Raw genomic sequence first — 21,703 nt, 5'->3', positions numbered from 1 at the left:
CGGTACCAGATACGGGCTGCGCCCGCAAGGGGAGATTTACCACGAAACGGAGATGTGGGTAAAGTCCTGGGGAAAGCCCTAGAAGCCGCACCTGGAAGGCGCGGAGGAGGTCTGTCTTGCTGAGGACGCCGATAAGCCGGTCCCCCTCCACCACCAGGGCCCGGGTGTACCCCCGTTCCGCCATCCGCTCCCAGGCGGTAAGGGCCTCCTCCTCGGGGGAGAGGAGGAGGGGGAGCTGGAGATGGCGGGCCACGGGGTCCAGGGGGCTTGCCCCCTCCAGGCCCTCGAGGCCCACCACCCCTAAAACCTTCCCTTCCTCCACCACGGGGAAGCCGGAGACCTTGTAGAGAAGGGCCAGGCGCAGGGCCTCCGCCACGGGGGTATCGGGGGGGAGGGTGATGGGGTCTCGGGTCATGAGGTCCCGCACCTTAAGCCCTTCCAGGGCCTGAAAGAGCAGGGTGGCCTCCGCCTCCGCGCGGGAGGCCATGTAAACGAAGAAGGCGATAAGGATCAGAAAGGGGTTGAGGACCAAAAGCCCGAAAAGCCCCAGGGCCCAGGCCAAGGCCCCGCTCAGGGCCACTGCCTGCCGGGTGGCCTGGAGGTAAGGCTTCCTCAGGGCGAGAAGGGCCCGGTAGACCCTCCCGCCGTCCAGGGGCAGGGCGGGGAGGAGGTTGAAAAGCCCCAGGCTCAGGTTGACCAGGAAGAGGTAGTGGCTTAGAAACCCCCAGGCCCCCTGTGGGGTCTTCAGCAGGTGGAACCCCAGGGCCAGGGCGAAGCTCACCGCAGGCCCCGCCAAGGCGATGGCCAGTTCCTTGGCGGGCTCCCGGGGGATCCTCTCCAACTGGGCCACCCCGCCCAAAAGCCAGAGAGTGATGCGCCGGGTCTTCACGCCGTAGCGCCGGGCGGTGAGGGCGTGCCCTAGCTCGTGGAGGAGGACCGAGAGGAAGAGCCCTAAGGCCGCAAGAAGCCCGAGCACCCAGGGCCAGGGCCCTTCCAAGAGCCTGGGGTCCTGGGGGAGCCCGAAAAGCCCAAGGTACTGGGGCAGGTTCTGCCCGATGAACCAGGCCCAAAAGGGGAGGATGAGGAGGAAGGAGAGGTCCAGGTAAAGGGGGATCCCCGCCAGGCGTAGGAGGTAGATTCCGTGCTGGAACACCACCCAGTATAGGCGCCCGGGGCCCGGCGGGGTGTAATGACCGGTCAGTCAGGGTTAGCATGGAAGGGTGCTGGCGCTCGCCCTCCTCAAGGACCCCCTGTACCGGAGCTACTGGCTTTCCCTCTTCGCCTCCCAGCTGGGCACCTGGATGCAGGCCGCGGCCCAGGGCTGGCTCGTCCTGCTCCTCACGGGAAGCGCCGAGCGGCTCGGGCTGGTGGTGGCCCTCCAGTTCCTCCCCTCCCTCTTCCTCTCCCTGCCCGCCGGGGTCTTGGCCGACCGCTACCCCAAGCGCAACCTCCTCCTCCTCACCCAGGGGGGGATGATGGTCCTGGCCCTCTTGATGGCCCTTCTCGTCTTCACCGGATGGGTGCGTTATGGCCACCTTCTGGTCTTCGCCTTCCTCTACGGGGCTCTAAACGCCATGGACCAGCCCGTTCGCCAGAGCTTCACCGTGGAGCTGGCGGGGCGGGAGCGCTACCCGGGGGCCATCGCCCTTAACTCCTTTGGCTTCAACACAAGCCGCCTCTTAGGCCCCGCCCTGGCGGGGTTTCTCATCGCCCTTTACGGGGTGGGGGTGGCCTACTTGGCCAACGCCCTCTCCTTCCTCCCCCTCCTCCTCGTCCTCCGCCAAATCCCCCCGGGCCTTCGGGAAGAGGAAGGAGACGGTCGGTTCCTCCAGGAGGCTTTGGAAGGGGTGCGCTTCGTCCTGGGGCATCCCTTGGTGCGGCGGGTGGTGGGGCTCGTTCTCTTCGCTAGCCTCCTGGGCATGAACTTCCAAACCCTGGTGCCCGCCTACGCCCGGCTGGTCTTGGGGCTCTCCGCCACGGGCTACGGGTTTCTGCTCTCCAGCGTGGGGGTGGGGGCGATTCTGGCCGCCTTGATCATGGCCTTTACGGGCAGGCCTCGGCCCGCGCGCCTGCTCCTTGGGGTCTACGCCTTGGCCCTAGCCCACCTGGGCCTTTTCTTGGCCCAGCTCCCTTGGGTCTCTTTCTTCCTCGCCCTCGGGGGGTTTGGCATGATCTCCGTCCTCATCAACGCCAACACCCTGGTGCAGCTTTCCGTCCCCGACCGCCTAAGGGGGCGGGTGATGGCGGTTTACAGCCTGGTGATCCTGGGCACGGGGCCCCTGGGCGCCTACCTCACCGGCCTCCTCTTTGAACTCCTGGGCGGGCGGCTCGCCACCTTGCTCCTGGGAAGCGCCGTCCTTGTCGTGGGGCTTTACCAGCTCCGCCCCTGGCCTAAGGACGCCAGTCCTCAGGCCTAGGTCCAAGGCCAAGCCGCCAGGCCACCCCTTTGGCCACTCTTTGGCCCGCCTTCCCGTCCCCGTAGGGGTTCTTGGCCTTGCGCATGCGGGCAAGCGCCTCCGGGCTTTCCAAAAGGGCCTTCACCGTGCGGTAGACCCCCTCGGGGTCGGTGCCCGCAAGCTTCAGGATCCCGGCCTTTAGCCCCTCAGGCCTTTCCGTCACGTTCCTTAAGACCACCACCGGCACCCCCAAGGCCGCCCCTTCCTCCTGAAGTCCCCCGGAGTCGGTGACGAGGAGGAGACTTTCCCGGATGAGGGCCGCCATGGGGCCGTACTCCAGGGGGTCTAAGAGGACGAAGTTCTCCACCCCCTTGAGCACGGGGAAGACCGCCTCCCGCACCACCGGGTTCAGGTGCACGGGGTAGACGAAGGTGAGGCTTGGGAAGGCCTCCGCCACCCGCTTTAGGGCCCGGGCCAGCTCGGCCAGAATAGGCCAGTTCTCCCGCCGGTGCATGGTCACGGTGACGTAGGGCCCCGGGGGAAGCCCTTCGGGAAGCTTCCCCAGCTTCGCCGCCAGGAGGACGGCGTCCACCCCGGTCTGCCCCGTGACCAAAATCCCCTCTTCCCGCTTCCCCTCCTTGAGGAGGTTTTCCTTGGCGAGGGGGGTGGGGGCGAAGTCCAGGTCGGTGAGGACGTCGGTGAGGCGGCGGTTGGCCTCCTCGGGGAAGGGCTCTTTGAGGTTGCCGCTCCTCAGGCCCGCCTCCACGTGGCCCACGGGGATCCCCTCCAGAAAAGCCGCCCAGGCCACGGCGAAGGTGGTGAGGGTGTCCCCGTGGACCAGGACGTAGTCCGCCCCCATCTCCTTCAGGGCCCGGGCGGCCTGGGGGAGGATCCGTGCCGCCAGGTCGGGAAGGGTTTGGCGCTCCTGCATCACGTCCAGGTTTCGGTCCTCCTGGATCCCGAAGAGGCTAAGGGCCTGGCGCAGCTGCTCCCGGTGCTGGCCCGTGAGGAGGACCAAGGGGTTGATCCCCGGGACCTCCTTGAGGGCCAGGTACACGGGGGCCATCTTGGTGGCCTCGGGCCTGGTGCCGAAGGCGAGGACGACCCGCTTCATTCCCCCCTCCATAGCGCTCTAAGCCGCCGGTAGGTGACCCAGCCAAGCCCTAGGAGGGTGGCGAGAAGGCTTGCCAGGATGGCCTCCCAGGGCATCCTCAAGTAGACCATGGCCAGGAGGTTAAAGAGGAGGGCGACCCCCCAAAGGAGGAAGGCTACCCGCCTCTGGGAAAGCCCCCGAGCCAGGAGGCGGTGGTGGATGTGGTCCTTGCCCGGGGTGGAAAGGGGGTTTTGGCCCCTGAGGAGCCTCCGCACCACCACCTGGGTGGTGTCCAGGATGGGCAGGAGGAGGAAAAGCGCCGGGGGGAGGAGGCCGAGGAAGGTGGTGAGCTTGAGGTTGCCGAGGAGGGCGGTGGCGGCCAGGGTGTAGCCCAGGAAGTAGGCCCCGGCGTCCCCCAGGATGATGCGGCTTGGGTGGAGGTTGTGGCGCAAGAACCCCAAGGCGGCCCCCGCCAGGGCCGCCAGGACCAGGGTGCCCGCCGCCCAAAAGGGGAACTGGGCGGAGACGAAGAGGAGGCTTATGGCGCTGATGTAGGCGACGCCGGCGGCGAGGCCGTCCAGGCCGTCCATGAGGTTTAGGGCGTTGGTGATGCCCACCACCCAAAGCCAGGTGAGGAAAAGCCCCAAGGCGGGGTCCAAGGGGGTGCCGAAGGCCGCCTCAAACCGCACCCCCACCGCCACGAGGAGGAGGGCGGCGAGGGTCTGGACGAAGAGGCGGAAGAGGGGGGGAAGCCCGAACTGGTCGTCAATGAAGCCCACCAGCACGAGCCAGGCCCCGCCCAAGAGGATGGCGAGAACCTGGATGAGGACGCTTTCCACCAGGATGGGCCTTAAGAAGGCCGCCGCCACCAGGGCGAGCACCACCCCGGCGTAGACGGCAAGCCCCCCGGCGTTGGGCAAGGGTTCCCGGTTGAGCCTGCGCTCGTTGGGCAGGTCGGCCCAGCCCACCTTCAGGGCGAAGCGGCGCACGTGGGGCAGGAAGCGCCAGGTGAAGAGGAGGGCCAGGAAGAAGACGAGAAGGACGGTAAGCCAGCCCCGACCGTAAGGGTTGGCCACGCCCAGGCGGTGGAGGAACTCCAGCAGGTCACTTGGTGCCATAGATCCGGTCCCCGGCGTCGCCCAGGCCGGGGACGATGTAGCCGTGCTCGTTGAGGCGCTCGTCTATGGCCGCTACCACCACCTCGGTCTCGGGGTGGTCCTTGGCGATGCGCTCAAGCCCCTCGGGGGCGGCCAGGATGGCCATGAGCTTGACCCCCGTGGCCCCCCTTTCCTTGAGGAGGGAAAGGGCGAGGCTTGCGCTTCCCCCCGTGGCCAGCATGGGGTCCAGGAGGAAGACCCGCCGCTCGGCGATGTCCGGGGGAAGCTTCAGGTAATACTGCACGGGGTTTAAGGACTCGGGGTCCCGGTAGAGGCCGATATGCCCCACCCGGGCGTGGGGGATGAGCTTCAGGATCCCCTCCACCATCACGAGCCCCGCCCGCAGGATGGCCACGAGGGCAAGCTTCTTTCCGGAGAGCACCTTGACCCGGGCGGGGGCGATGGGGGTTTCCACCGTGGTCTCCTCCAGATCCAGGTCCCGCATGGCCTCGTAGGCCATGAGCATGGCGATCTCCTCGGCGAGCCCGCGGAAGTCCTTGGGGCCGGTGCGCTTGTCCCGGAGGTGGGCCAGCTTGTGCTGGACCAGGGGGTGGTCCACCAGGGTGATCCTCATCGGCAAGAGCCTACCACGCCCCCCTTCGGGGGAAGAAGTCCCGGAAGAAGGCGAGGGCCTTGGGGAGCTTTTCCTTCAGGGCCTGGGGGAAGCCCTGCGGTTCTTTGGTCCGGAACCAGTGGAGGTCGTGGAGGTAGGTAAGGGGAACGTAGAAGGCGAGGCGCTCCCGGATCTCCTTGGGGTAGAAGCGGGCGATGCGGAAAAGGGTTTCTCGGGCGGCTTCCTCCCCCAGGAGGTCTAGGCTTCCCGTCTTCAGGAGGGCGAGGTCGCGCGCCGGATCGTCTCCCCCGGAGCGCACCCAGTCCACCAGGAAGACCTCGGGGCCTTCCGCCTCCGGCGCTTTGAGGAGGAGGTTTCCCGCCCAGGCGTCCCGATGGCAAAAGCGGCGTTCCACCCCAGCGGCGAGGCCCACCTCCCGCTTCAGGGCTTGGATCAAGGAGAGGGCTTCCGGCTGATCATGGAGGCTCTCGGCGAAGCGTTCCAGGCGCGAAAGAAGCTCCTCTTGGGTGACTTTCCCGGGCTCGGGCAGGCGGTGGAGGGTGAGGAAGAGGTGGGAGAGGGCGGCGAGGGTTTTCGCGGTAAAGGCCTCGGGGGAGAAGGGTTTCCCGGGGAAGCGGCGGGTGACGAGGATGCCCCCATTTTCTCCCTGGATCACGGCAAGGACCAGGCCCCCGAAGCCTGCCCGGGCCATGCGGCGGGCCTCGAGGCCCGCCAGGTGGGCCTCTTCGGGCCTATAGACCTTATAGACCCTTTCCCCGTCGGTATAAACCCGGGCCTCAAACCCCCCTAAGGGGGTGAGGCGGGCGAGGGTTTCCGCGGAGAGGAGGCCCTTTAGGGCAGAAAGCGCCACGGGGCTTATTCTAGCCTTATGGAACTCCTCCGGCCCGAGGCCACGGTCCTTTCCCTGGGGAGGAGGGTCCTCTCCTTTGACCGGGAGGGGAGGCCCTACCACTACTTCCGCGAGGGGGAGACCTTCAAGCGCGCCCTGGACGGGAGCCTCCACCTCCGCTACCGGGAAGGGGAAAGGAGGCGGCGAAGGCTTACCTCCGAGGAGGCCCTTGGGGTCTACCGGGAGATCCTGGACCTGGCCGAGGCCCACCTGCAAGACCCAAAGAGGCGGAAGGAGGTGCTCCGCTGGACCCCGGAGGCCCTTCTTGACCCCACCCCCTACCGGAGGGCCTACGCCTGGCCCATAAGCATCCTTCCCCCCGACGCTTACCTTTCCGTGGTCCTCCAGGCCACCACCGGGTGCACCTGGAACCGCTGCGCTTTTTGCAGCTTCTACCAGGATCGCCCCTTCCAGAAGCGCACCCTCGAGGCCTTCGCCCAGCACGTGGAGCGGGTGCGGGAGCTTCTTGGCAAGGGGCTTCTCCTTAGGCGGGGGGTTTTCCTGGCGGACGGGAACGCCTTGGCCCTGGGAGCGCCCCTCATCCCCCTTTTAGAGGTGGCGGGGAAGGCTTTTCCCGGGGAGCCCATCCTGGGCTTTCTGGACCTCTTCAGCGGGGCCAAGAAGGAGGCCTCCTGGTGGCGGAGGCTTTACGGCCTTGGCCTAAGGCGGGTCTACCTGGGCCTGGAGACGGGGCACGCCCCCCTCCTCGCCCTCCTCCAGAAGCCCGGCCACCCCGAGGAGGCCCTTCCTTTGGTCCGGGCCCTCAAGGAGGCGGGGCTTAGCGTGGGGGTGATCCTTATGGTGGGGGCGGGGGGAAAGGCCTTCGCCGAGGCCCACTTCCGGGATAGCCTCCGCCTCCTCTCCCGGCTTCCCCTAGGGAAGGAGGACGTGGTCTACCTCTCCCCCTTCCATGAGCACCCCGAAACCCCCTACGCCGCCTTGGGCCTAGAGCCCTTGCCCCAGCTGGAAGAGGCGCTTCAAGCCTGGGCCCAGGCGGTGCGCCGCTTAGGGCTTAGGGCCTCCCGCTACGAGATCCGGGAGTTCCTTTACTGAACCTCAAGCGCCCCAGCCTCGGCCCGGAAGCCCATCCTTTTGTGGGTGCCGTCGCAGAAGGGCTTCTCCCCGGAGTGCCCGCAGCGGCAAAGGGCGAGCTTGGCCCTCTCTAGGCGCCTTCCCTCACCGTTCCAGCGGAAGGCCGTCCCCTCGGGCAGGTCCAGCACGTAGGGCCCGTCTTCCCGGAAGCGGAGTCCCATGGCCTTAGCATAAGGGTATGGTCTGCCCCAATAACGGCCGGGAAGGGCTTTTAGTGCCCCTCAAGACGGTGAAAAACTTCCTCACGGGCCAGGCCCTGGCCCGCTTGGACCCCCAAAGCCCCCATTACCTCTGCCAGGACCCCGCCTGCCCCGTGGTCTATTACGGCCCGGAGGGCGTCTACACCCAAGAGGAGGTGCGCTTTCCCGTCTACGACAAGGGGGCTTCCTGGATCTGCTACTGCTTTGACTGGACCCGGGAGGCCCTCCGCCAGGCCCTGGCCCGGGGGCTGGATCCCGTGGCCCAGGTGGAGGAGGGGGTGAGGGCCGGGCGGTGCGCCTGCGAGGTGCGTAACCCCCGGGGGCGGTGCTGCCTTGCCACCCTGCGGGCGGAGGTGGAGGCCCTTGCATCCCCTTGAGGAGGCCTTCCGGGAGCGCCTAAACCGCCTCGCCCCCCAGGACCCCTTGGTCCTGGCGGTCTCGGGGGGCGGGGACTCGGTGGCCCTGGCCCACCTGGTGCGCCGGGCCGGGAGGAAGGGGGTGGTGGCCCACCTGGACCACGCCCTAAGGCCGGATAGCGCCGAGGACGCCGCCTTCGTGCGGGCCTTGGCGGAAAGGCTCGGCTTCCCCTTCTTCGCCGAGCGGGTGGAGGTGGGAAGGATCGCCAAGGAGAGGGGGGAGAACCTCGAGGCCCTGGCCCGGGAGGTGCGCTACGCCTTCCTCCACCGGGTGGCCAAGGCCGTGGGGGCTAAGGCCATCCTCACCGCCCACACCCTGGACGACCAGGCGGAGACCGTCCTCCTAAAGCTCCTCCAGGGCACCGCCCGGGGGCTTGGCATCCGGGAAAAGGAGGGCCTCGTGGCCCGCCCCCTCCTCCCCTTTAGCCGCGAGGCCCTGCGGGACTACCTCCTTTCCCTGGGGGAGGCCTGGCGGGAAGACCCCAGCAACCAGGACCTCGCCTGGGACCGGAACTACCTCCGTTTGGTGGTCCTTCCCCTGATCCTCGCCCGCTTCCCCCGGGCCCGGGAGGCCCTTTCCCGCTTCGCCGGGGTGCGGGAGGCGGAGGACCGCCACCTGGAGGCGGTGGCCGAGGCCCGGCTCCTCCCCGACCCCCGCTTCTTCATCCCCGCCTACCGGGTGGCCCCCCTCCTCCACGCCCCGCAAGCCCTCCGCCATAGGGCCCTGAGGAAGGTCCTGGAGGGGCTTGGCTTAAGGCCCGAGGCCCGGCTCATCGCCCTCTTGGAAGGGGCCTTAAAGGGCCAGGCGGCCACCCTGCCCGAGGGGCACCTGGCCCGGAGGAAGGGGGGGACCCTTTTCCTCATCCCTCCGAAGCCCCACCTTCCCCTCCCCCCGGGCTTCCGCCGCCCGGAGCCAGGGGACTTCCTGGCCATGCCCTTCGGGCAGAAGCGCCTCCTGGACTTCCTGGCGGAAAAGGGGGTGCCCAAGGAGCTCAAGGGGCTTTGGCCGGTGCGGGCCGAGGGAAGCCGGGTGGTGGAGGTCTTGGGCCTCTATCCCCCCTCGGAGGCGGAGCGCCTCATGGGGCTCGCCCTGGAGGAGGCCCGGAAGGCCTTCGCCCAAGGGGAGGTGCCCGTGGGGGCGGTCTTGGCGGTGGGGGAGAGGGTTTACCGGGCCCACAACCGGGTGGAGGCCACGGGGGACCCCACGGCCCACGCGGAGATGCTCCTTTTGAGGGAGGCGGGGAAGGAGGCGCGGGGCGGGCGGGTTTACGTGACCCTCGAGCCCTGCCTCATGTGCCAGCACGCCCTGGGGGAAGCGGGGGTGGAGGTGGTCTACGGGGCGGAAAACCTGAAGGAGGGGGCCCTGACCCGCTTCGGGGTGCGGGGCAGGGTCTTGGGTGGCGTCCGGGAAGGGGAGTGTGCTAAGCTCTTAAGGGACTTCTTCGCCCGGCTCAGGGAGGGGTGCCGGAGCGGTTGAACGGGCCGGTCTCGAAAACCGGTGTGCCCCTTCCGGGGCACCGCGGGTTCGAATCCCGCCCCCTCCGCCAAAGGCCCTAAGGGGCCTTTTTTTTAGACCACCTGAAACCCCCACCGCCCCCCCAGGACCCCCAGGGCCTGAAGCTTAGCCTCCACCCCCGGGCGGTCCTCCGGAAGGCCCGTGAGGAGGAGGTAGAGGAGGCCCGCAAGCTCCCCCAAGACCAGGAAGCCGAAGCGCCTTTGCTCCTCTTCCCAGAGGGCTTCCATCCTGAGGCGGGCCATGCGCCAGGGGACGGGGAGGAAGTGCCCCTTGGGGGCCTTGGCCTCGGGGGCGCAGAGGCTTGGATCTCCTTGGGTGAGGAGGCCCCGGCAGGCGAGGGGCCTATGGGCGTAGACCCCGCAAAGCCCTCCTTCCAGGAGGGGGCAGGGGGTGCGGCTTCGGAAAAAGCGGCTGGGGAAGTCCTCCTGGTCCTTGCCCTGGGCCAGGAGGGCAAGCCGCCTGGGGCCTTCCTCCAGGAGGCGGGCCTTCTGCGCCTTTGTGAGGTGGGGAAGGAGGGCCTTGGCCTCGAGGCGGGAGAGGCTTACGAGGCCATAGCAGCAGGCGAAGCACCCTGCCCGGCAGGAGGGCGCAACCCCCTTCCTCGCCAGGTAGTCGGCCAGGTCCTGGTCCAAGGCGCGCCAGGCTTCTTCCGGGGTCATCGCCGCCTTAAAGGCCCCGCCTGGGGTCAAGGGTCCGCAGGTCTAGGGCGTTGTAGCGGTTGGCGCAGGGCGGAAGCCCCTTCTCGGCCCAGCAGAGCACGGCTTCTTTGGCGGCCTCCAAGACCCGTTCCACCAGGGGAAGCTCCTCGAGGGCGAAGGGGGAGAGGACGTAGGCGGCGCCCAGCTCCTTGCTTGGGGGCTTGCCGATCCCGATCCGCAGGCGGTGGAAGTCCAGGGTGCCCAGGGCTTGGGCGATGGAGGCCACCCCCCGGTTGCCCGCGGGGCTTCCCCCCGCCTTCAGCCGGAGCCGGCCTAAGGGCAGGTCCATCTCGTCGTGGACCACCAGGATCCTTTCGGGGGGGATCCCGTGCTGGCGGACGAGGGGCGCCACCGCCTCCCCGGTGAGGTTGTAGTAGGTGAGGGGCTTGAGGAAAAACCCCTCCTCCGCCCCGATCCGGGCCCGGGCCAAAAGGGCCTTCCCCTCCCGCCTAAAGGGGAGGCCCAGCCGGTCCAGGACCTGGAAGCCCACGTTGTGCCGGGTCCTCTCGTACTCCGGCCCCGGGTTGCCCTGTCCTACCACCAAGAACATGGCAAAAGCGAGGAGGCGGGCGCCTCCCCAGGAGGGAAAAGGGGGTTATTCCTCCTTTTCCTCCTTGCCCTTCTTGATGACCTCGGGCTCGGCGGGCGCCTCCGCGGCCTCGGCCGCCAGGCGCTCCACGTCCTCGGGGGGCACCACGGCGGCGATGGTCTCCTCGGGGGGCATGGCCAGCTTTACCCCCTCGGGAAGTTTGAGGTCGGAGGCGTGGAGGCTATCCCCGATGCCCAGGCCCGAGACGTCCACCTCAATGAACTCGGGGATGTTCCGGGGGGAGACCCGGACCAGGATGTCCCGGTGGATCTCCTGGAGCACGCCGCCTTCCCGCACCCCCTGGGGCGTGCCCACGAAGCGCAGGGGCACGTACATCTCCACAGGCTCGTCGGAGAGGACGAAGAAGTCCACGTGCTCGGGGCGGCGCTTCCTTTTGTTGAGGCTCACCTGGCGCACCAGGGTGGGAAGCTTCTGCCCGTCGGGCAGCTCCAGGACGATCACATGGTGGATGGAGGCCTGGCGGAAGACCTTGTCAAACTCCGCCAGGTCCACGTAGATCTTGCGGTTCACGTGCTTGTTGTACATGACCGCGGGGAGCTTGCCCGCTTGCCTTAGGGCGTTGGGCTTTTCCCCTTCCCGGTAGTAGGCCTTGAGGTAATACTCCATGGTTTCCTCCGTGGACCCTTGCCCCTTTAGGGGCACACGAAGAAGAGGATACCACAACCCCTTTTCCCTAGATAAGGGCGCTTACCGACTGGTTGGTGTGCACCCGGCGGATGGCCTGGGCGAGAAGCTCCGCGGTGGAAAGCACCGTGTAGCCCCTGTCCTCTAGGGGGATGGTGTCGGTGAAGACCACCTCCCGGATGGCGGGGTGGGCCAGGTTAGCCCGGGCCTCCCCCACCAGGACGGGGTGGGTGGCCAGGACCACCGCTTCGGGCAAGGCCCCCGCCTTTAGGAGGGCCTCCACCCCCCGCCGGATCGTCCCCCCGGTGGAGACGATGTCGTCTATGAGGAGGGGTCTTTTTCCCTCCACCTCCCCGATCACGTAGGTGACGGAGGTCTCCTTGGGGCCGTGGCGGCGCTTGGCCAGCATGGCGAAGGGAAGCCCCAGGCGTTCGGAAAGCCTCCGGGCCTCCTCGGCCCGGCCGGCGTCCGGGGAGACCACCACGGCGTTTTCCGCGTAGCCTTTTTCCCGGAGGTAGCGGGCGAAGAGGCCCACGGCGGAAAGGTGGTCCACGGGGATGTCAAAGAAGCCCTGGATCTGGGGGGCGTGGAGGTCAATGGCGATGACCCGCTCCACCCCCACTTTTTCCAAAAGCCCCGCCACCAGCTTGGCGCTGATGGGCTCGCGGCCCTCGGTCTGCTTGTCCTGGCGGGCGTAGCCGAAGTAGGGGATGACGGCGTTGATGCGCCCGGCGGAGCTCCTCCTGGCGGCGTCCGCCAGGAGGAGGAGCTCCATCAGGTGGTCGTTCACCGGGGGGCAGGTGGGCTGGATGAGGTAGACGTCCTCCCCGCGGACGCTTTCTAGGAGCCTAACCCGGATCTCCCCGTCGGGAAACCGGTCCACCAGGGCCTGGCCCAAGGGAACCCCTAAGGCCTCGGCGATCCTTTGGGCCAGAAGGGGGTGGGCGCTCCCCGTGAAGAGCCGGATGGCCATGGGCGGCCTCCTCCTTTACTCTACCAAGGCCCGGGCCAGGAGGCCGAGCCGCCTCGAGGCCGCCTTTAGGAAGGCCTGGAAGTCCCCCGTGGCCCCTTCCCCCGCCCCGTCGGTCACGGCCCGCACCAGGGCCATGGGGTGGCGGAAGCGGTAGGCCACCATGAGGGCGGCGGCCCCCTCCATCTCCACCGCGTCCGCCCCGTGGAGGGCGCGAAGCCTTTCCGCCTCCTTCCGCTCCGCCAGGAAGCGGTCCCCCGTGGCCACCACCCCCCGCCGCGCCGGAAGGCCCAGGGCCCTGGCCGCCCTTTCCGCCCGCTTTAGGAGGCCCGGGTCGGAAGGGAAGAAGCGCACCCCCAAGGCGGTCTCCCCCGGGGCGCGGCCGAAGGGGGTGAGGTCCACGTCCCACTGCACCGCCCGCTCGGCCAAAAGGAGGTCCAAAGCCCGCAAAGAGGGGTCCAAGGCCCCCGCCACCCCCAAAAAGAAGCTTTCCGAGGGGCGGAAGCGGGTGAGGACGTGGGCCACGGCCATGGCCGCCGCCACCTTGCCCACGCCCGTTTCCGCCACCAGGAGCCCTTCCCCCCGGTGGAGGGGAAAGGGGGCTTCTAAAGCCTCCCGGGCGGCCAGGGCTTCCCTTAGGGCCTCCGCCTCCTCGGGCTCGGCGGCGAAGAAGGCGATCACCTCGCCTCCAGGGGGATGGTGGGCTGGACCCGAAGCCCCGCCTTTAGCACCTTCTCCGCCCAGGCCTTGGCCCCAGGGAGGTCGTGGTCCCGGTAGTTGCCGCACTCCTTAGGGCTTGCCCCGGGGATGGGGCCCTGGTGGGTGAGGACGTCCCGCAAGGCCCTTTCCCAGGCCACCAGGACCCTTTCCTCATCCAAAGGGCCTTCCACCACCAGGTAAAACCCCGTGCGGCAGCCCATGGGGGAGAGGTCAATGACCCCCGGGAGGTGGTCCCGCAAGTAGCCCGCGAGGAGGTGTTCCAAGGTGTGCAAGGCCCCCGTGGGCAGGGCTTCCCGGTTGGGCTGGGCGAGCCTCAGATCGTACTTTTCCACCACGCCCCCCGCGAGGGCCTTCCTCCCCGCCAGGCGCACGTAGGGGGCCTTTACCTTGGTGTGGTCCAGGCTGAAGCTTTCCACCTCGGCCATGCCCCCATTACACCAAAGCCCCGGGGCAGAATGGGAGTATGGACCGGCCAAGGCTGCAAAGCGCCCTGGAGCTTTCCGCTAAGGCCCCGCCCCTGGAAGGGGTGCCCACGGGGGTGAAGGGCCTGGACGAGCTCTTCTTCACCCTGGACCCCAAGACCCTGAAGCCCAAGCCCCTGGGGGGCTTCCCCCGGGGGGCGGCGGTCCACGTGACCGGGGTCTCGGACACAGGGAAAAGCCTCCTCGCCGAGCAGTTCGCCCTGAAGCAGGCGGAGCGGGGCGAGGGGGTGCTCTTCGTCACCACCGAGGCCCCGGCCCCCCTCCTGGTCCAGGGGCTGAAGCTTCGGGCCCGGGCCATGGGCCTTAAGGAGAAGGTGCTGGAGCGGATCCTCATCGCGGACGCCGCCACCCACGCCGTGCTTCGGGAGGACCTCCCCACCCTCTTCGCCACCCTCGAGGAGGGCCTCCAAAGCGGGGCCCGGCACCTGGTGGTGGACTCCCTCACCGGCCTCTACGAGGCCAAGGAGATCGCCGCCCGCCAGGTGGTGCGCCAGGTTTACGCCTTCAGCAAGCGCTTTGGCCTCACCGCCCTCATGGTGAGCCAGAAGCGCTCCGGCCACGAGGAGCTTTCCGCCGAGGCGGCGGGGGGCTACGCGGTGAGCCACATCCTGGACGCCACCTTGGTCCTCGCCAAGGTTCTGGTGATGAGCCCCGCCCTGGCCAAGCTCTACCGGGTGGGCCTGGGAGAGGTGGTCCGCCTCCTCCGCATAGACGGCTGCCGCCTCTCCGGGCACGACACCCGCACCCACCTCCTCTACATCCGCCCGGAGGGGCTTTTGGAGGTGGGCCCGCCCTTGGGCGAGCATTAACCAGGCAAATTTCATGCTAAGCTAGATCTAGAGGAGGTGAGCGTATGGTGCTAACTCCTAGGCCCTTGGAGGAGCGGGACCTCGAGGCCACCGTTCTCCGCGTCTTCCTCAAGGTGATTGACCTGGTGGGCGGGCCCAAGGCCCTGGCGGAGAAGAAGCGCCTCACCTGGGCGGGGAGCCTCATGACCGCCGCCTACGCTGTGGTCCTCGCCCAGGAGGGGATGAAGGGGGAGGAGGCCATCGCCAAGGAGCTCGGCCTCTCCAGCGCCGCCGTGCGCCAGATCCTCCGGGCCGACCCCGAGGCGGCCCTGAAGCGAATCCAGGAACTTGGGGAAGGGGAAAAGCTCAGGACGCACGTGGCCGGGGGGCTCGCCAAGGCGGCCTACCGGGCCATCCGCCAGGGGCAGGAGGAACCCCGGGTCCTGGGCTACTTCCTGGAGCGCTTCGTGGAGATGATGGGCATCCCCTGGGCCGTCCTGGTCCTCAAGGCGGTGAAGGGCTTAGACTTCCCCGCGGACAAGGAGGCCCTCCTGGCCAGGCTCAAGGGCCTGCGCCTTTTGGACCAGCCCGCCGAGGCCCTCCTGGAGCGCCTGGAGTACCCGGTGCGCAGCCCCGCCGACCTCCTGCACCAGCTCAGGCTTCACCTGGAGGCGTAGTAGACTCTTGGCGTGGTTCTGGTCCTGGATTTCGGTTCCCAGTACACGCGGCTCATCGCAAGAAGGCTTCGGGAGCTAAGGGCCTTCTCCCTCATCCTCCCCGGCGACGCCCCCTTGGAAGAGGTCCTAAGGCACAACCCCAAGGCCCTGATCCTCTCCGGGGGGCCAAGAAGCGTCTTTGAGCCCAATGCCCCCCGCCCCGACCCCAGGGTTTTCGCCCTGGGCCTTCCCGTCCTAGGCATCTGCTATGGGATGCAGCTTCTGGCCCAGGAGCTTGGGGGGAGGGTGGAGCGGGCAGGCCGGGCGGAGTACGGCAAGGCCCTCCTCACCCGCTACCAGGGCCCCCTTTTCCGGGGCATCGAGGGGGAGGTCCAGGTCTGGATGAGCCACGCCGACGCCGTCACCGAGCTTCCCCCGGGCTGGCGGGTCTCGGCTTCCACCGAGGAAAACCCCGTGGCGGCCATGGAGGCCGAAGACGGCAAGGCCTTCGGGGTCCAGTTCCACCCCGAGGTGGCCCACACCCCCAAGGGGATGCAGATCCTGGAAAACTTCCTGGAGATCGCCCATGTCCCCCGGGACTGGACCCCGGAGCACATCCTGGAAAGCCTCCTAAAGGAGGTGCGGGACCGGGTGGGGAAGGACCGGGTGCTCCTCGCCGTCTCCGGGGGGGTGGACTCCTCCACCCTGGCCCTCCTTTTGGCCCGGGCGGGGGTGGACCACCTGGCGGTCTTCGTGGACCACGGGCTTTTGCGCCTGGGGGAAAGGGAGGAGGTGGAAGGAGCCCTAAAGGCCCTTGGGGTGAACCTCCGGGTGGTGGACGCCAAGGAGCGCTTCCTGAAGGCCTTAAAAGGGGTGGAGGACCCCGAGGAGAAGCGCAAGGTCATCGGGCGGGCCTTCGTGGAGGTCTTCTCCCAGGTGGCCCGAGAGGAGGGGCCTTTCCGCTTCCTGGCCCAAGGGACCCTTTACCCCGACGTGATTGAGTCCGCCGGGGAGAAGGGGGCGGCCAAGATCAAGAGCCACCACAACGTGGGGGGGCTTCCCGAGGACCTCTCCTTTGAGCTTTTGGAGCCCTTCCGCCTCCTCTTCAAGGACGAGGTGCGGGAGCTCGCCCTTCTCCTGGGGCTTCCCGACCCCTTGCGCCTCCGCCACCCCTTCCCGGGCCCTGGCCTCGCCGTGCGCATCCTGGGAGAGGTGACGGAGGAGCGCCTCGAGGTCTTAAGGCGGGCGGACGACATCTTCGTAAGCCTCCTTAAGGAGTGGGGGCTTTACGAGAAGGTGGCCCAGGCCCTGGCGGTCCTCACCCCCGTGAGGAGCGTGGGGGTTGCGGGGGATGAGCGGAAGTACGGCTACGTCCTCGCCCTAAGGGCCGTGACCACCGAGGACTTCATGACCGCGGACTGGGCAAGGCTTCCCCTGGAGTTTCTGGACGAGGTGGCCCGGCGGATCACCCGCAGGGTGCCGGAGGTGGGCCGGGTGGTCTACGACATCACCTCTAAGCCCCCGGCCACCATAGAATGGGAGTGATGGGCGAACCAGCCCGGCTTAGGCGGCTTTCCCCCGAGGCCTACCTGGAGGAGGAGGCCCGCTCCCCCATAAAGCGGGAGCTCGTGGAGGGGGTCCCGTACGCCATGGCCGGGGCGAGCCGGGCCCACAACCTCTTGGTGGGGAACCTCCACTACCTGCTTTACCCCCTGGCCCGGCGAAAGGGTTGCCGCCTCTACGTGGCGGATATGAAGCTTAGGGTGGGGGAGGCCACCTTCTACTACCCCGACCTCATGGTGGTTTGTGCCCCTCCCCCGGAAAACCCCTTTTACGAGGAGGCCCCTTGCTTTGTGGTGGAGGTCCTTTCCCCCTCCACCGAGGGCATAGACCGCCGGGAAAAGCTTGGGCGCTACCTGGCCCTTCCTTCCCTGAAGGGCTACCTCCTGGTGGACGCCACCGCCCGCCGGGCCGAGCTTTACCGGAAGGAGGCCGGGGAGGTCCTCTACGAGGCCTTCGCCGAGGGGGCGGTGCCCTTGCCCTGCCTGGAAGACGCCCTCCCCTTGGAGGCGGTCTACGCCGGGGTGGAGCTGGAGGCCCGCCCGGGGTAGACTTAGGGGGAAAGGAGGGAGGATGCCCACCTTTATCGTCTTGAGCACCCTGACCGACGACGGGGCCGAGACCCTGGTGAAAAACCCCGAGCGCATCAAGGAGGTGAACCAGGAGCTGGAGCGGGACTTCGGGGTGAGGGTGGTGGCCCAGTACGCCGTCCTCGGGCCCTACGATTTCGTGAACATCGTGGAGGCGGAGGACGCCGCCACGGTGGCCCGGGCCATGCTCCACCTGGCCTCCCGGGGGAGCGTGAAGACGGTGACCCTCGAGGCCATCCCCGTGGCCGACCTCATCGCCCGGCTCAAGTAGTGGAGGTCCTGGAAACCTCGGTCTACGCCAAGGACCTGGAGAAGGCCCGGGCCTTCTACGAGGGGGTCCTGGGCCTTCCCTGCTTCCAGTACAAGCCCCCCCGCCACGCCTTCTTCCGGGCCGGGCGGGGGGTTTTTCTGGTCTTCAACCCCGAGCTCACCGAGAAGGATCCCGCCCTCCCCCCTCACGGGGCCAAGGGAAGCGTCCACGTGGCCTTCCGGGTGAGGGAGGAGGAGCTTCCCCTCTGGGAGGCGCGGCTTAAGGCGGCGGGCTATCCCGTCTGGTGGGCGGAGTGGCCCAAGGGGAAAAGCCTCTACACCCGCGACCCCGAGGGCAACCTGGTGGAGCTGGCCCCGGCGGAGATCTGGGGGCTATGAGGCGGGTCCAGATCTACACCGACGGCGCCTGCCTGGGCAACCCCGGCCCCGGGGGCTGGGCGGCCCTTCTGCGCTACGGGCATCACGAGCGAATGCTCTCCGGGGGCGAGCCCTGCACCACCAACAACCGCATGGAGCTCAAGGCGGCCCTCGAGGGCCTGAAAGCCCTCAAGGCGCCTTCCGAGGTGGACCTTTACACCGACAGCCAGTACCTCCAAAAAGCCTTCACCGAGGGCTGGCTGGAAAGCTGGCAGAAAAGGGGCTGGCGGACCTCGGAAGGCCAGCCTGTCAAGAACCAGGACCTCTGGCGCGAGCTCCTAAAGGCCATGGCCCCCCACCGGGTCCGGTTCCACTTTGTGAAGGGGCACGCTGGCCACCCGGAGAACGAAAGGGTGGACCGGGAGGCCCGTCGCCAGGCGGAGGCCCAAAGGGGCGTTCCTTGCCCCCAAGAGGGCACGCTTTTTCCCCCTTAGGCGAAAAAGCGTTATACTTAGGCCATGCTGGAAACCGCCCTGCGCCCGGAGGACCGGGAAAGCCCCACCTTCAAGGCCAACAAGGACGCCTGGGTGGCCCTGGTGCGGGACTTCAGGGAAAGCCTGGAGAAGGTGCGCCAGGGAGGGGGCCCAAGGGCCATAGAGCGGCAGCACAAAAAGGGCCGCCTCACCGCCCGGGAGCGCATCCAGCGCCTCATAGACCCCGGCACGGAGTTCTACGAGCTTATGGCCTTCGCCGGCTTTGGCATGTACGAGGAGTGGGGCGGGGCCCCGGCGGGGGGGGTCATCGCGGGGATCGGCCGCATCCAGGGGCGGGACTGGATGATCATCGCCAACGACGCCACGGTGAAGGCGGGGGCCTTCTTCCCCATCACCGCCAAGAAGGTGATCCGGGCCCAGACCATCGCCCTGGAAAACCGCATCCCCACGGTCTACCTGGTGGACTCCGCCGGGGTCTTCCTGCCCCTCCAGGACGAGGTCTTCCCGGATCAGGACGATTTTGGCCGCATCTTCTACCTAAACGCCCGCATGTCCGCCCTGGGCATCCCCCAGATCTCCGCCATCATGGGGAACTGCGTGGCCGGGGGGGCCTACCTTCCCGTGATGACCGATGCCCTTATCATGACGGAGGGAAGCGGCCTTTACCTGGCGGGCCCCGCCCTGGTGAAGGCGGCCATCGGCCAGGAGGTCTCCTCGGAGGAGCTCGGGGGGGCCAGGATGCACCACGAGGTTTCGGGGACCGTGGACTTCTACGAGCCCACGGACGAGGCGGCCTTGGAGCGCATCCGGCAGCTTGCCGCCCTCTACCCGCCCCCCCGCCTCGCCCCTTGGGCGGAAGGGCGCAAGGAGCCCAAAGAACCCCTCTACCCCATTGAGGACCTTTACGGCCTGGTCTCCCCCGACGGCTCCCGCCCCTACGACCTCAGGGAGGTGATCGCCCGCCTGGTGGACGGCTCGGAGTTTCTGGAGTACAAGGGGGGGTACGGGGAGACCCTGATCACCGGCTTCGCCCGGATTGGCGGCTTCCCGGTGGGGATCGTGGGCAACCAGCGCCTCGTCCTCAAGAAGCGGGGGCGGATTGAGGTGGGCGGGGTCATCTACGCGGAGGCGGCGGACAAGGCGGCCCGGTTCATCCTCGAGGTGAACCAGATGAATATCCCCCTCCTCTTCCTCCAGGACGTGACGGGCTTCATGGTGGGGAAGGAGTCGGAGCAGGCGGGGATCATAAGGCGGGGGGCCAAGCTGGTGAACGCCGTGAGCAACTCGGTGGTCCCCAAGATCACCCTGATCCTCGGGGGGTCCTTCGGGGCGGGGAACTACGCCCTGGCGGGCAAGGCCTACGCTCCCCGCTTCATCTTCGCCTGGCCCAGCGCCAAGTACGCCGTCATGGGCGGGGCCCAGGCGGCGAAGACCCTTTTGGAGCTTGAGGTGGAGAAGCTCAGGCGGGAGGGGAAGGAGCCCTCGGACGAGGAGCTCAAGGAGCTTTACGAGCGCATCAAGGGGCGCTACGAGGAGACCCTAGACCCCCGCTACGCCGCCGCCAGGCTCTGGGTGGACGGGGTGATCTTCCCCCACGAGACCCGGAAGTGGCTCATCAAGGCCCTCGAGGCCTGCGCCCTGAACCCGGAGCGGGAGCCTTTCCGGGTCGGGGTCTTCCAGGTGTGAAGGAGGCGGCATGGTCAAGTGGGTGGAGTGCCCTAGGGACGCCTGGCAGGGGTTTTTCCGCTTCATCCCCACCGAAGAGAAGGTGGCCTTCCTGAAAAGGCTTTTGGAAGTGGGCTTCGCCCACCTGGACCTCACCAGCTTCGTCTCCCCCAAGTGGGTGCCCCAGATGCAAGACGCCGAGGAGGTGCTAAGGGCCCTTCCGCCCCCCGAGGGCAGGACCTACCTGGCCATCGTGGCCAACGAAAAGGGCCTGGAAAGGGCCCTGGCGGCGGAGAACCTCACCCACGTGGGCTACCCCTTCTCCCTCTCCGAGACCTTCCAGCGGAGGAACACCCACCGGTCCATAGAGGACTCCTGGCCCTTGGTCCGGGAGATGGTGGAAAGGACCCGGGGGCGGCTTGGCCTCGTGGTCTACCTCTCCATGGCCTTCGGCAACCCCTACGGGGACCCCTGGAGCGTGGAGGGGGTTTTGGAGGCCATCGCCCGCCTCCGGGAAATGGGCGTGCGGGAGATCGCCCTCGCCGACACCTACGGGGTGGCGGACCCCAAGCGGATCCATGAGGTCTTGAAGGCCGCCGTGGACCGCTTCGGCCCCGAGGGGATCGGAGCCCACCTTCACGCCCGCCCGGAAGGGGCCTTGGCAAAAGCGGAGGCGGTCTTGGAGGCCGGGGTCTCCTGGCTGGAAGGGGCCCTGGCCGGGGTGGGGGGGTGCCCCTTCGCCGGGGACGAGCTGGTGGGCAACCTGCCCACGGAGGTGGTCCTGCCCCACCTGGAGGCCAAAGGGCTCCGCACCGGCATAGACCTAAGCCGCCTCCCCCTTCTCGCCGAGGAGGCGGCCCGCCTCAAGGCCCTCTACGCCTAGAAGGTGAGGACGATCTTCCCCCGCCCGTGGCCCGAGTCCATGCGGGCGTGGGCCTTCCTCAGGTTTTCCAGGCTGAAGGGGAGGACCTCGGCGATGAGGGGCCTCGCCTGGCCCCGTTCAAAGAGGGGGCGCATCTCCAGAAGGCGCTTCCTCTCCCGCGTGAGGAAGACGCCGTAGAGGGTCTGGTTCTTGGTGTAAAGCCCGGCCAGGTTCCCCTGAGGGGGCAGGATGGTGGCGATGCGGCCGAAGGGACGCACCACCGGGATGACCCGTTCCACCAGGCCCTCCCCGGCGGTCTCAAAGGCGGCGTCCACCCCCTGGCCCTCCGTGGCCTTGAGGACCTCCTCCTGCCAGGGGCCCCGGTAGTCCAGGGCCAGGTCCACCCCCAGCTCTTTGAGCACGGGGAGGTTCTCCGCGCTCGCCGTGGCGATCACGTAGGCCCCCGCCGCCTTGGCAAACTGGACGGCGAAGGAGCCCACGCCCCCCGCCCCGCCCATCACCAAAACCGCCTCCCCGGGGCGCACCGCCAGGCGGCGCACCACCGCTTCCCAGGCGGTGCCCCCCGCCAAGGGAATGGCGGCGGCCTCGGCGAAGGAGAGGTTCTTGGGCTTCCTGGCCACGATTTCCGCGGGCACAGGGGTGTACTCGGCGTAGGTGCCGTGGGGGTTCCCGAAGATCTCGGGGGTGTAGTAGACCTCGTCCCCTTCCTTGAGGTCCTTCACCCCGGGGCCCACCTTGGCCACGACGCCGGCGGCGTCGTACCCCAGGACAAAGGGGGGTTCCACCCCCGCCCAGCGCCCCGCCGCCCGGATCTTAGCGTCCACGGGGTTCACGGCGATGGCCAGGTTCTTCACCAGAACCTCCCCGGGCCCGGGCTCGGGCACGGGAAGGTCGCGCTCCTCCAGCATCTCCAGCCCGCCAAAGCCCTTGAGCACCACCGCGCGCATACATCACCTCCCGAAAAAGCTTAAGGGAGGCCTTGCGCCTCCCTTTGTGAAGAAAC

At 68.2% G+C, this 21,703-nt stretch carries 26 protein-coding genes and 1 tRNA gene; 14 read left to right on the top strand and 13 right to left on the bottom strand.

All coding sequences use genetic code 11. The features are described from left to right. On the bottom strand, positions 1–1,153 hold a 1,153-nt coding region (locus IEX93_RS04160), incomplete at its 3' end, for a site-2 protease family protein (RefSeq protein ID WP_188846795.1). A 67-nt stretch (positions 1,154–1,220) separates the two neighbouring features. Here IEX93_RS04160 and IEX93_RS04155 point away from each other — a divergent pair. After that, positions 1,221–2,417, top strand: coding sequence for an MFS transporter (locus IEX93_RS04155; RefSeq protein ID WP_188846793.1), 1,197 nt, complete (start codon positions 1,221–1,223; stop codon positions 2,415–2,417). On the opposite strand, the gene wecB is transcribed toward IEX93_RS04155, so the two are convergent. From wecB to IEX93_RS04135, 4 genes are read right to left on the bottom strand one after another with little or no spacing between them, the layout of a single operon-like run. Then, positions 2,392–3,510, bottom strand: a complete 1,119-nt coding sequence (gene wecB, locus IEX93_RS04150; protein ID WP_188846791.1) for a non-hydrolyzing UDP-N-acetylglucosamine 2-epimerase — start codon at positions 3,508–3,510, stop codon at positions 2,392–2,394. The two genes, IEX93_RS04155 and wecB, sit on opposite strands and share 26 nt — an antisense overlap. After that, the gene (locus IEX93_RS04145; protein ID WP_188846789.1) at positions 3,507–4,607 is read right to left on the bottom strand and encodes an MraY family glycosyltransferase; all 1,101 of its coding nucleotides are present in this window, start codon (positions 4,605–4,607) and stop codon (positions 3,507–3,509) included. Before IEX93_RS04145 ends, wecB begins: the two co-directional genes overlap by 4 nt. Further along, on the bottom strand, positions 4,594–5,220 hold the full coding sequence (upp, locus tag IEX93_RS04140; protein WP_188846787.1) for a uracil phosphoribosyltransferase: 627 nt from the start codon (positions 5,218–5,220) through the stop codon (positions 4,594–4,596). The genes IEX93_RS04145 and upp overlap by 14 nt, the downstream gene beginning before the upstream one ends. A 10-nt stretch (positions 5,221–5,230) precedes the next feature. Then, positions 5,231–6,070, bottom strand: a complete 840-nt coding sequence (locus IEX93_RS04135) for a phosphotransferase (protein WP_188846785.1) — start codon at positions 6,068–6,070, stop codon at positions 5,231–5,233. An 18-nt stretch (positions 6,071–6,088) separates the two neighbouring features. Here IEX93_RS04135 and IEX93_RS04130 point away from each other — a divergent pair, with 18 nt between their 5' ends. Beyond that, positions 6,089–7,162, top strand: coding sequence for a radical SAM protein (locus IEX93_RS04130; RefSeq protein ID WP_188846783.1), 1,074 nt, complete (start codon positions 6,089–6,091; stop codon positions 7,160–7,162). Here the strand turns inward: IEX93_RS04130 and IEX93_RS04125 are convergent. Further along, positions 7,156–7,362: a CDGSH iron-sulfur domain-containing protein gene (locus tag IEX93_RS04125; protein ID WP_188846782.1), complete on the bottom strand. Its 207-nt coding sequence runs from the start codon at positions 7,360–7,362 to the stop codon at positions 7,156–7,158. The genes IEX93_RS04130 and IEX93_RS04125 overlap by 7 nt on opposite strands. A 17-nt stretch (positions 7,363–7,379) precedes the next feature. Here IEX93_RS04125 and IEX93_RS04120 point away from each other — a divergent pair, with 17 nt between their 5' ends. The 3 genes from IEX93_RS04120 (at position 7,380) to IEX93_RS04110 (ending at position 9,364) form a co-directional block, all read left to right on the top strand. After that, positions 7,380–7,778, top strand: a complete 399-nt coding sequence (locus IEX93_RS04120; protein WP_188846780.1) for a putative iron-sulfur cluster-binding metallochaperone — start codon at positions 7,380–7,382, stop codon at positions 7,776–7,778. After that, a complete protein-coding gene (gene tilS, locus IEX93_RS04115; protein WP_188846778.1) occupies positions 7,765–9,294 on the top strand; it encodes a tRNA lysidine(34) synthetase TilS in 1,530 nt (509 codons plus the stop codon). Before IEX93_RS04120 ends, tilS begins: the two co-directional genes overlap by 14 nt. Beyond that, positions 9,273–9,364, top strand: a tRNA-Ser gene (locus IEX93_RS04110). Before tilS ends, IEX93_RS04110 begins: the two co-directional genes overlap by 22 nt. Before the next feature lie 22 nt (positions 9,365–9,386). Here IEX93_RS04110 and IEX93_RS04105 read toward each other — a convergent pair. The 6 genes from IEX93_RS04105 to IEX93_RS04080 form a co-directional block, all read right to left on the bottom strand. Further along, a complete protein-coding gene (locus IEX93_RS04105) occupies positions 9,387–9,992 on the bottom strand; it encodes a YkgJ family cysteine cluster protein (RefSeq protein ID WP_188846771.1) in 606 nt (201 codons plus the stop codon). A 7-nt stretch (positions 9,993–9,999) separates the two neighbouring features. Beyond that, complete coding sequence (pth, locus tag IEX93_RS04100; RefSeq protein WP_188846769.1) at positions 10,000–10,581, bottom strand: aminoacyl-tRNA hydrolase; 582 nt, start codon at positions 10,579–10,581, stop codon at positions 10,000–10,002. A gap of 45 nt (positions 10,582–10,626) precedes the next feature. Further along, positions 10,627–11,247: a 50S ribosomal protein L25 gene (locus IEX93_RS04095; RefSeq protein WP_188846768.1), complete on the bottom strand. Its 621-nt coding sequence runs from the start codon at positions 11,245–11,247 to the stop codon at positions 10,627–10,629. Positions 11,248–11,314: 67 nt separating this feature from the next. Next, the gene (locus IEX93_RS04090) at positions 11,315–12,238 is read right to left on the bottom strand and encodes a ribose-phosphate diphosphokinase (RefSeq protein ID WP_188846766.1); all 924 of its coding nucleotides are present in this window, start codon (positions 12,236–12,238) and stop codon (positions 11,315–11,317) included. A gap of 15 nt (positions 12,239–12,253) precedes the next feature. Further along, positions 12,254–12,916: a 5'-methylthioadenosine/S-adenosylhomocysteine nucleosidase gene (mtnN, locus tag IEX93_RS04085; RefSeq protein WP_188846764.1), complete on the bottom strand. Its 663-nt coding sequence runs from the start codon at positions 12,914–12,916 to the stop codon at positions 12,254–12,256. Then, positions 12,913–13,380 carry an S-ribosylhomocysteine lyase gene (locus IEX93_RS04080; protein WP_188846762.1) on the bottom strand — a complete coding sequence of 156 codons (468 nt, stop codon included), beginning with the start codon at positions 13,378–13,380 and terminating at the stop codon, positions 12,913–12,915. The genes mtnN and IEX93_RS04080 overlap by 4 nt, the downstream gene beginning before the upstream one ends. A 38-nt stretch (positions 13,381–13,418) precedes the next feature. Here IEX93_RS04080 and IEX93_RS04075 point away from each other — a divergent pair, with 38 nt between their 5' ends. The 9 genes from IEX93_RS04075 to IEX93_RS04035 are packed head-to-tail and all read left to right on the top strand — an operon-like array spanning position 13,419 to position 20,700. Then, positions 13,419–14,246 carry a KaiC domain-containing protein gene (locus IEX93_RS04075; protein ID WP_188846760.1) on the top strand — a complete coding sequence of 276 codons (828 nt, stop codon included), beginning with the start codon at positions 13,419–13,421 and terminating at the stop codon, positions 14,244–14,246. 44 nt (positions 14,247–14,290) lie between these two features. Then, entirely contained in the window at positions 14,291–14,902 is a 612-nt protein-coding gene (locus IEX93_RS04070) for a KaiC associated regulatory domain protein (RefSeq protein ID WP_188846759.1), read from the top strand. A gap of 12 nt (positions 14,903–14,914) precedes the next feature. Then, a complete protein-coding gene (gene guaA, locus IEX93_RS04065; RefSeq protein WP_188846757.1) occupies positions 14,915–16,426 on the top strand; it encodes a glutamine-hydrolyzing GMP synthase in 1,512 nt (503 codons plus the stop codon). Next, positions 16,426–16,992, top strand: a complete 567-nt coding sequence (locus IEX93_RS04060; RefSeq protein ID WP_188846755.1) for a Uma2 family endonuclease — start codon at positions 16,426–16,428, stop codon at positions 16,990–16,992. The genes guaA and IEX93_RS04060 overlap by 1 nt, the downstream gene beginning before the upstream one ends. 22 nt (positions 16,993–17,014) lie before the next feature. Continuing rightward, positions 17,015–17,302 (top strand): glutamine synthetase/cystathionine beta-lyase binding protein, encoded by a 288-nt coding sequence (locus IEX93_RS04055; RefSeq protein WP_188846753.1) that lies wholly within the window; start codon positions 17,015–17,017, stop codon positions 17,300–17,302. Continuing rightward, complete coding sequence (locus tag IEX93_RS04050) at positions 17,302–17,679, top strand: VOC family protein (RefSeq protein WP_188846751.1); 378 nt, start codon at positions 17,302–17,304, stop codon at positions 17,677–17,679. Before IEX93_RS04055 ends, IEX93_RS04050 begins: the two co-directional genes overlap by 1 nt. Further along, entirely contained in the window at positions 17,676–18,152 is a 477-nt protein-coding gene (gene rnhA / locus IEX93_RS04045; protein WP_188846749.1) for a ribonuclease HI, read from the top strand. The genes IEX93_RS04050 and rnhA overlap by 4 nt, the downstream gene beginning before the upstream one ends. Before the next feature lie 24 nt (positions 18,153–18,176). Then, positions 18,177–19,838 carry an acyl-CoA carboxylase subunit beta gene (locus tag IEX93_RS04040; RefSeq protein WP_188846747.1) on the top strand — a complete coding sequence of 554 codons (1,662 nt, stop codon included), beginning with the start codon at positions 18,177–18,179 and terminating at the stop codon, positions 19,836–19,838. Positions 19,839–19,848: 10 nt separating this feature from the next. Continuing rightward, the gene (locus tag IEX93_RS04035; RefSeq protein WP_188846746.1) at positions 19,849–20,700 is read left to right on the top strand and encodes a hydroxymethylglutaryl-CoA lyase; all 852 of its coding nucleotides are present in this window, start codon (positions 19,849–19,851) and stop codon (positions 20,698–20,700) included. On the opposite strand, the gene IEX93_RS04030 is transcribed toward IEX93_RS04035, so the two are convergent. Then, positions 20,697–21,647 carry a zinc-dependent alcohol dehydrogenase family protein gene (locus tag IEX93_RS04030; RefSeq protein WP_188846744.1) on the bottom strand — a complete coding sequence of 317 codons (951 nt, stop codon included), beginning with the start codon at positions 21,645–21,647 and terminating at the stop codon, positions 20,697–20,699. The two genes, IEX93_RS04035 and IEX93_RS04030, sit on opposite strands and share 4 nt — an antisense overlap. Positions 21,648–21,703 lie beyond the last annotated feature (56 nt).

The organism is Thermus composti (assembly GCF_014647535.1).
Classification (GTDB): Bacteria; Deinococcota; Deinococci; order Deinococcales; family Thermaceae; genus Thermus; species Thermus composti.
This window is presented reverse-complemented; position numbering and strand designations above follow the sequence as displayed.

What these genes read in the sequence shown, in the direction of transcription:
- wecB (WP_188846791.1), bottom strand. Translation starts at nt 3,510, where the DNA reads ATGAAGCGGGTCGTCCTCGCCTTCGGCACCAGGCCCGAGGCCACCAAG.
- IEX93_RS04145 (WP_188846789.1), bottom strand. Translation starts at nt 4,607, where the DNA reads ATGGCACCAAGTGACCTGCTGGAGTTCCTCCACCGCCTGGGCGTGGCC.
- upp (WP_188846787.1), bottom strand. Translation starts at nt 5,220, where the DNA reads ATGAGGATCACCCTGGTGGACCACCCCCTGGTCCAGCACAAGCTGGCC.
- IEX93_RS04130 (WP_188846783.1), top strand. Translation starts at nt 6,089, where the DNA reads ATGGAACTCCTCCGGCCCGAGGCCACGGTCCTTTCCCTGGGGAGGAGG.
- IEX93_RS04125 (WP_188846782.1), bottom strand. Translation starts at nt 7,362, where the DNA reads ATGGGACTCCGCTTCCGGGAAGACGGGCCCTACGTGCTGGACCTGCCC.
- IEX93_RS04120 (WP_188846780.1), top strand. Translation starts at nt 7,380, where the DNA reads ATGGTCTGCCCCAATAACGGCCGGGAAGGGCTTTTAGTGCCCCTCAAG.
- IEX93_RS04105 (WP_188846771.1), bottom strand. Translation starts at nt 9,992, where the DNA reads ATGACCCCGGAAGAAGCCTGGCGCGCCTTGGACCAGGACCTGGCCGAC.
- pth (WP_188846769.1), bottom strand. Translation starts at nt 10,581, where the DNA reads ATGTTCTTGGTGGTAGGACAGGGCAACCCGGGGCCGGAGTACGAGAGG.
- IEX93_RS04095 (WP_188846768.1), bottom strand. Translation starts at nt 11,247, where the DNA reads ATGGAGTATTACCTCAAGGCCTACTACCGGGAAGGGGAAAAGCCCAAC.
- IEX93_RS04090 (WP_188846766.1), bottom strand. Translation starts at nt 12,238, where the DNA reads ATGGCCATCCGGCTCTTCACGGGGAGCGCCCACCCCCTTCTGGCCCAA.
- IEX93_RS04080 (WP_188846762.1), bottom strand. Translation starts at nt 13,380, where the DNA reads ATGGCCGAGGTGGAAAGCTTCAGCCTGGACCACACCAAGGTAAAGGCC.
- IEX93_RS04075 (WP_188846760.1), top strand. Translation starts at nt 13,419, where the DNA reads ATGGACCGGCCAAGGCTGCAAAGCGCCCTGGAGCTTTCCGCTAAGGCC.
- IEX93_RS04070 (WP_188846759.1), top strand. Translation starts at nt 14,291, where the DNA reads ATGGTGCTAACTCCTAGGCCCTTGGAGGAGCGGGACCTCGAGGCCACC.
- IEX93_RS04060 (WP_188846755.1), top strand. Translation starts at nt 16,426, where the DNA reads ATGGGCGAACCAGCCCGGCTTAGGCGGCTTTCCCCCGAGGCCTACCTG.
- IEX93_RS04055 (WP_188846753.1), top strand. Translation starts at nt 17,015, where the DNA reads ATGCCCACCTTTATCGTCTTGAGCACCCTGACCGACGACGGGGCCGAG.
- rnhA (WP_188846749.1), top strand. Translation starts at nt 17,676, where the DNA reads ATGAGGCGGGTCCAGATCTACACCGACGGCGCCTGCCTGGGCAACCCC.
- IEX93_RS04040 (WP_188846747.1), top strand. Translation starts at nt 18,177, where the DNA reads ATGCTGGAAACCGCCCTGCGCCCGGAGGACCGGGAAAGCCCCACCTTC.
- IEX93_RS04035 (WP_188846746.1), top strand. Translation starts at nt 19,849, where the DNA reads ATGGTCAAGTGGGTGGAGTGCCCTAGGGACGCCTGGCAGGGGTTTTTC.
- IEX93_RS04030 (WP_188846744.1), bottom strand. Translation starts at nt 21,647, where the DNA reads ATGCGCGCGGTGGTGCTCAAGGGCTTTGGCGGGCTGGAGATGCTGGAG.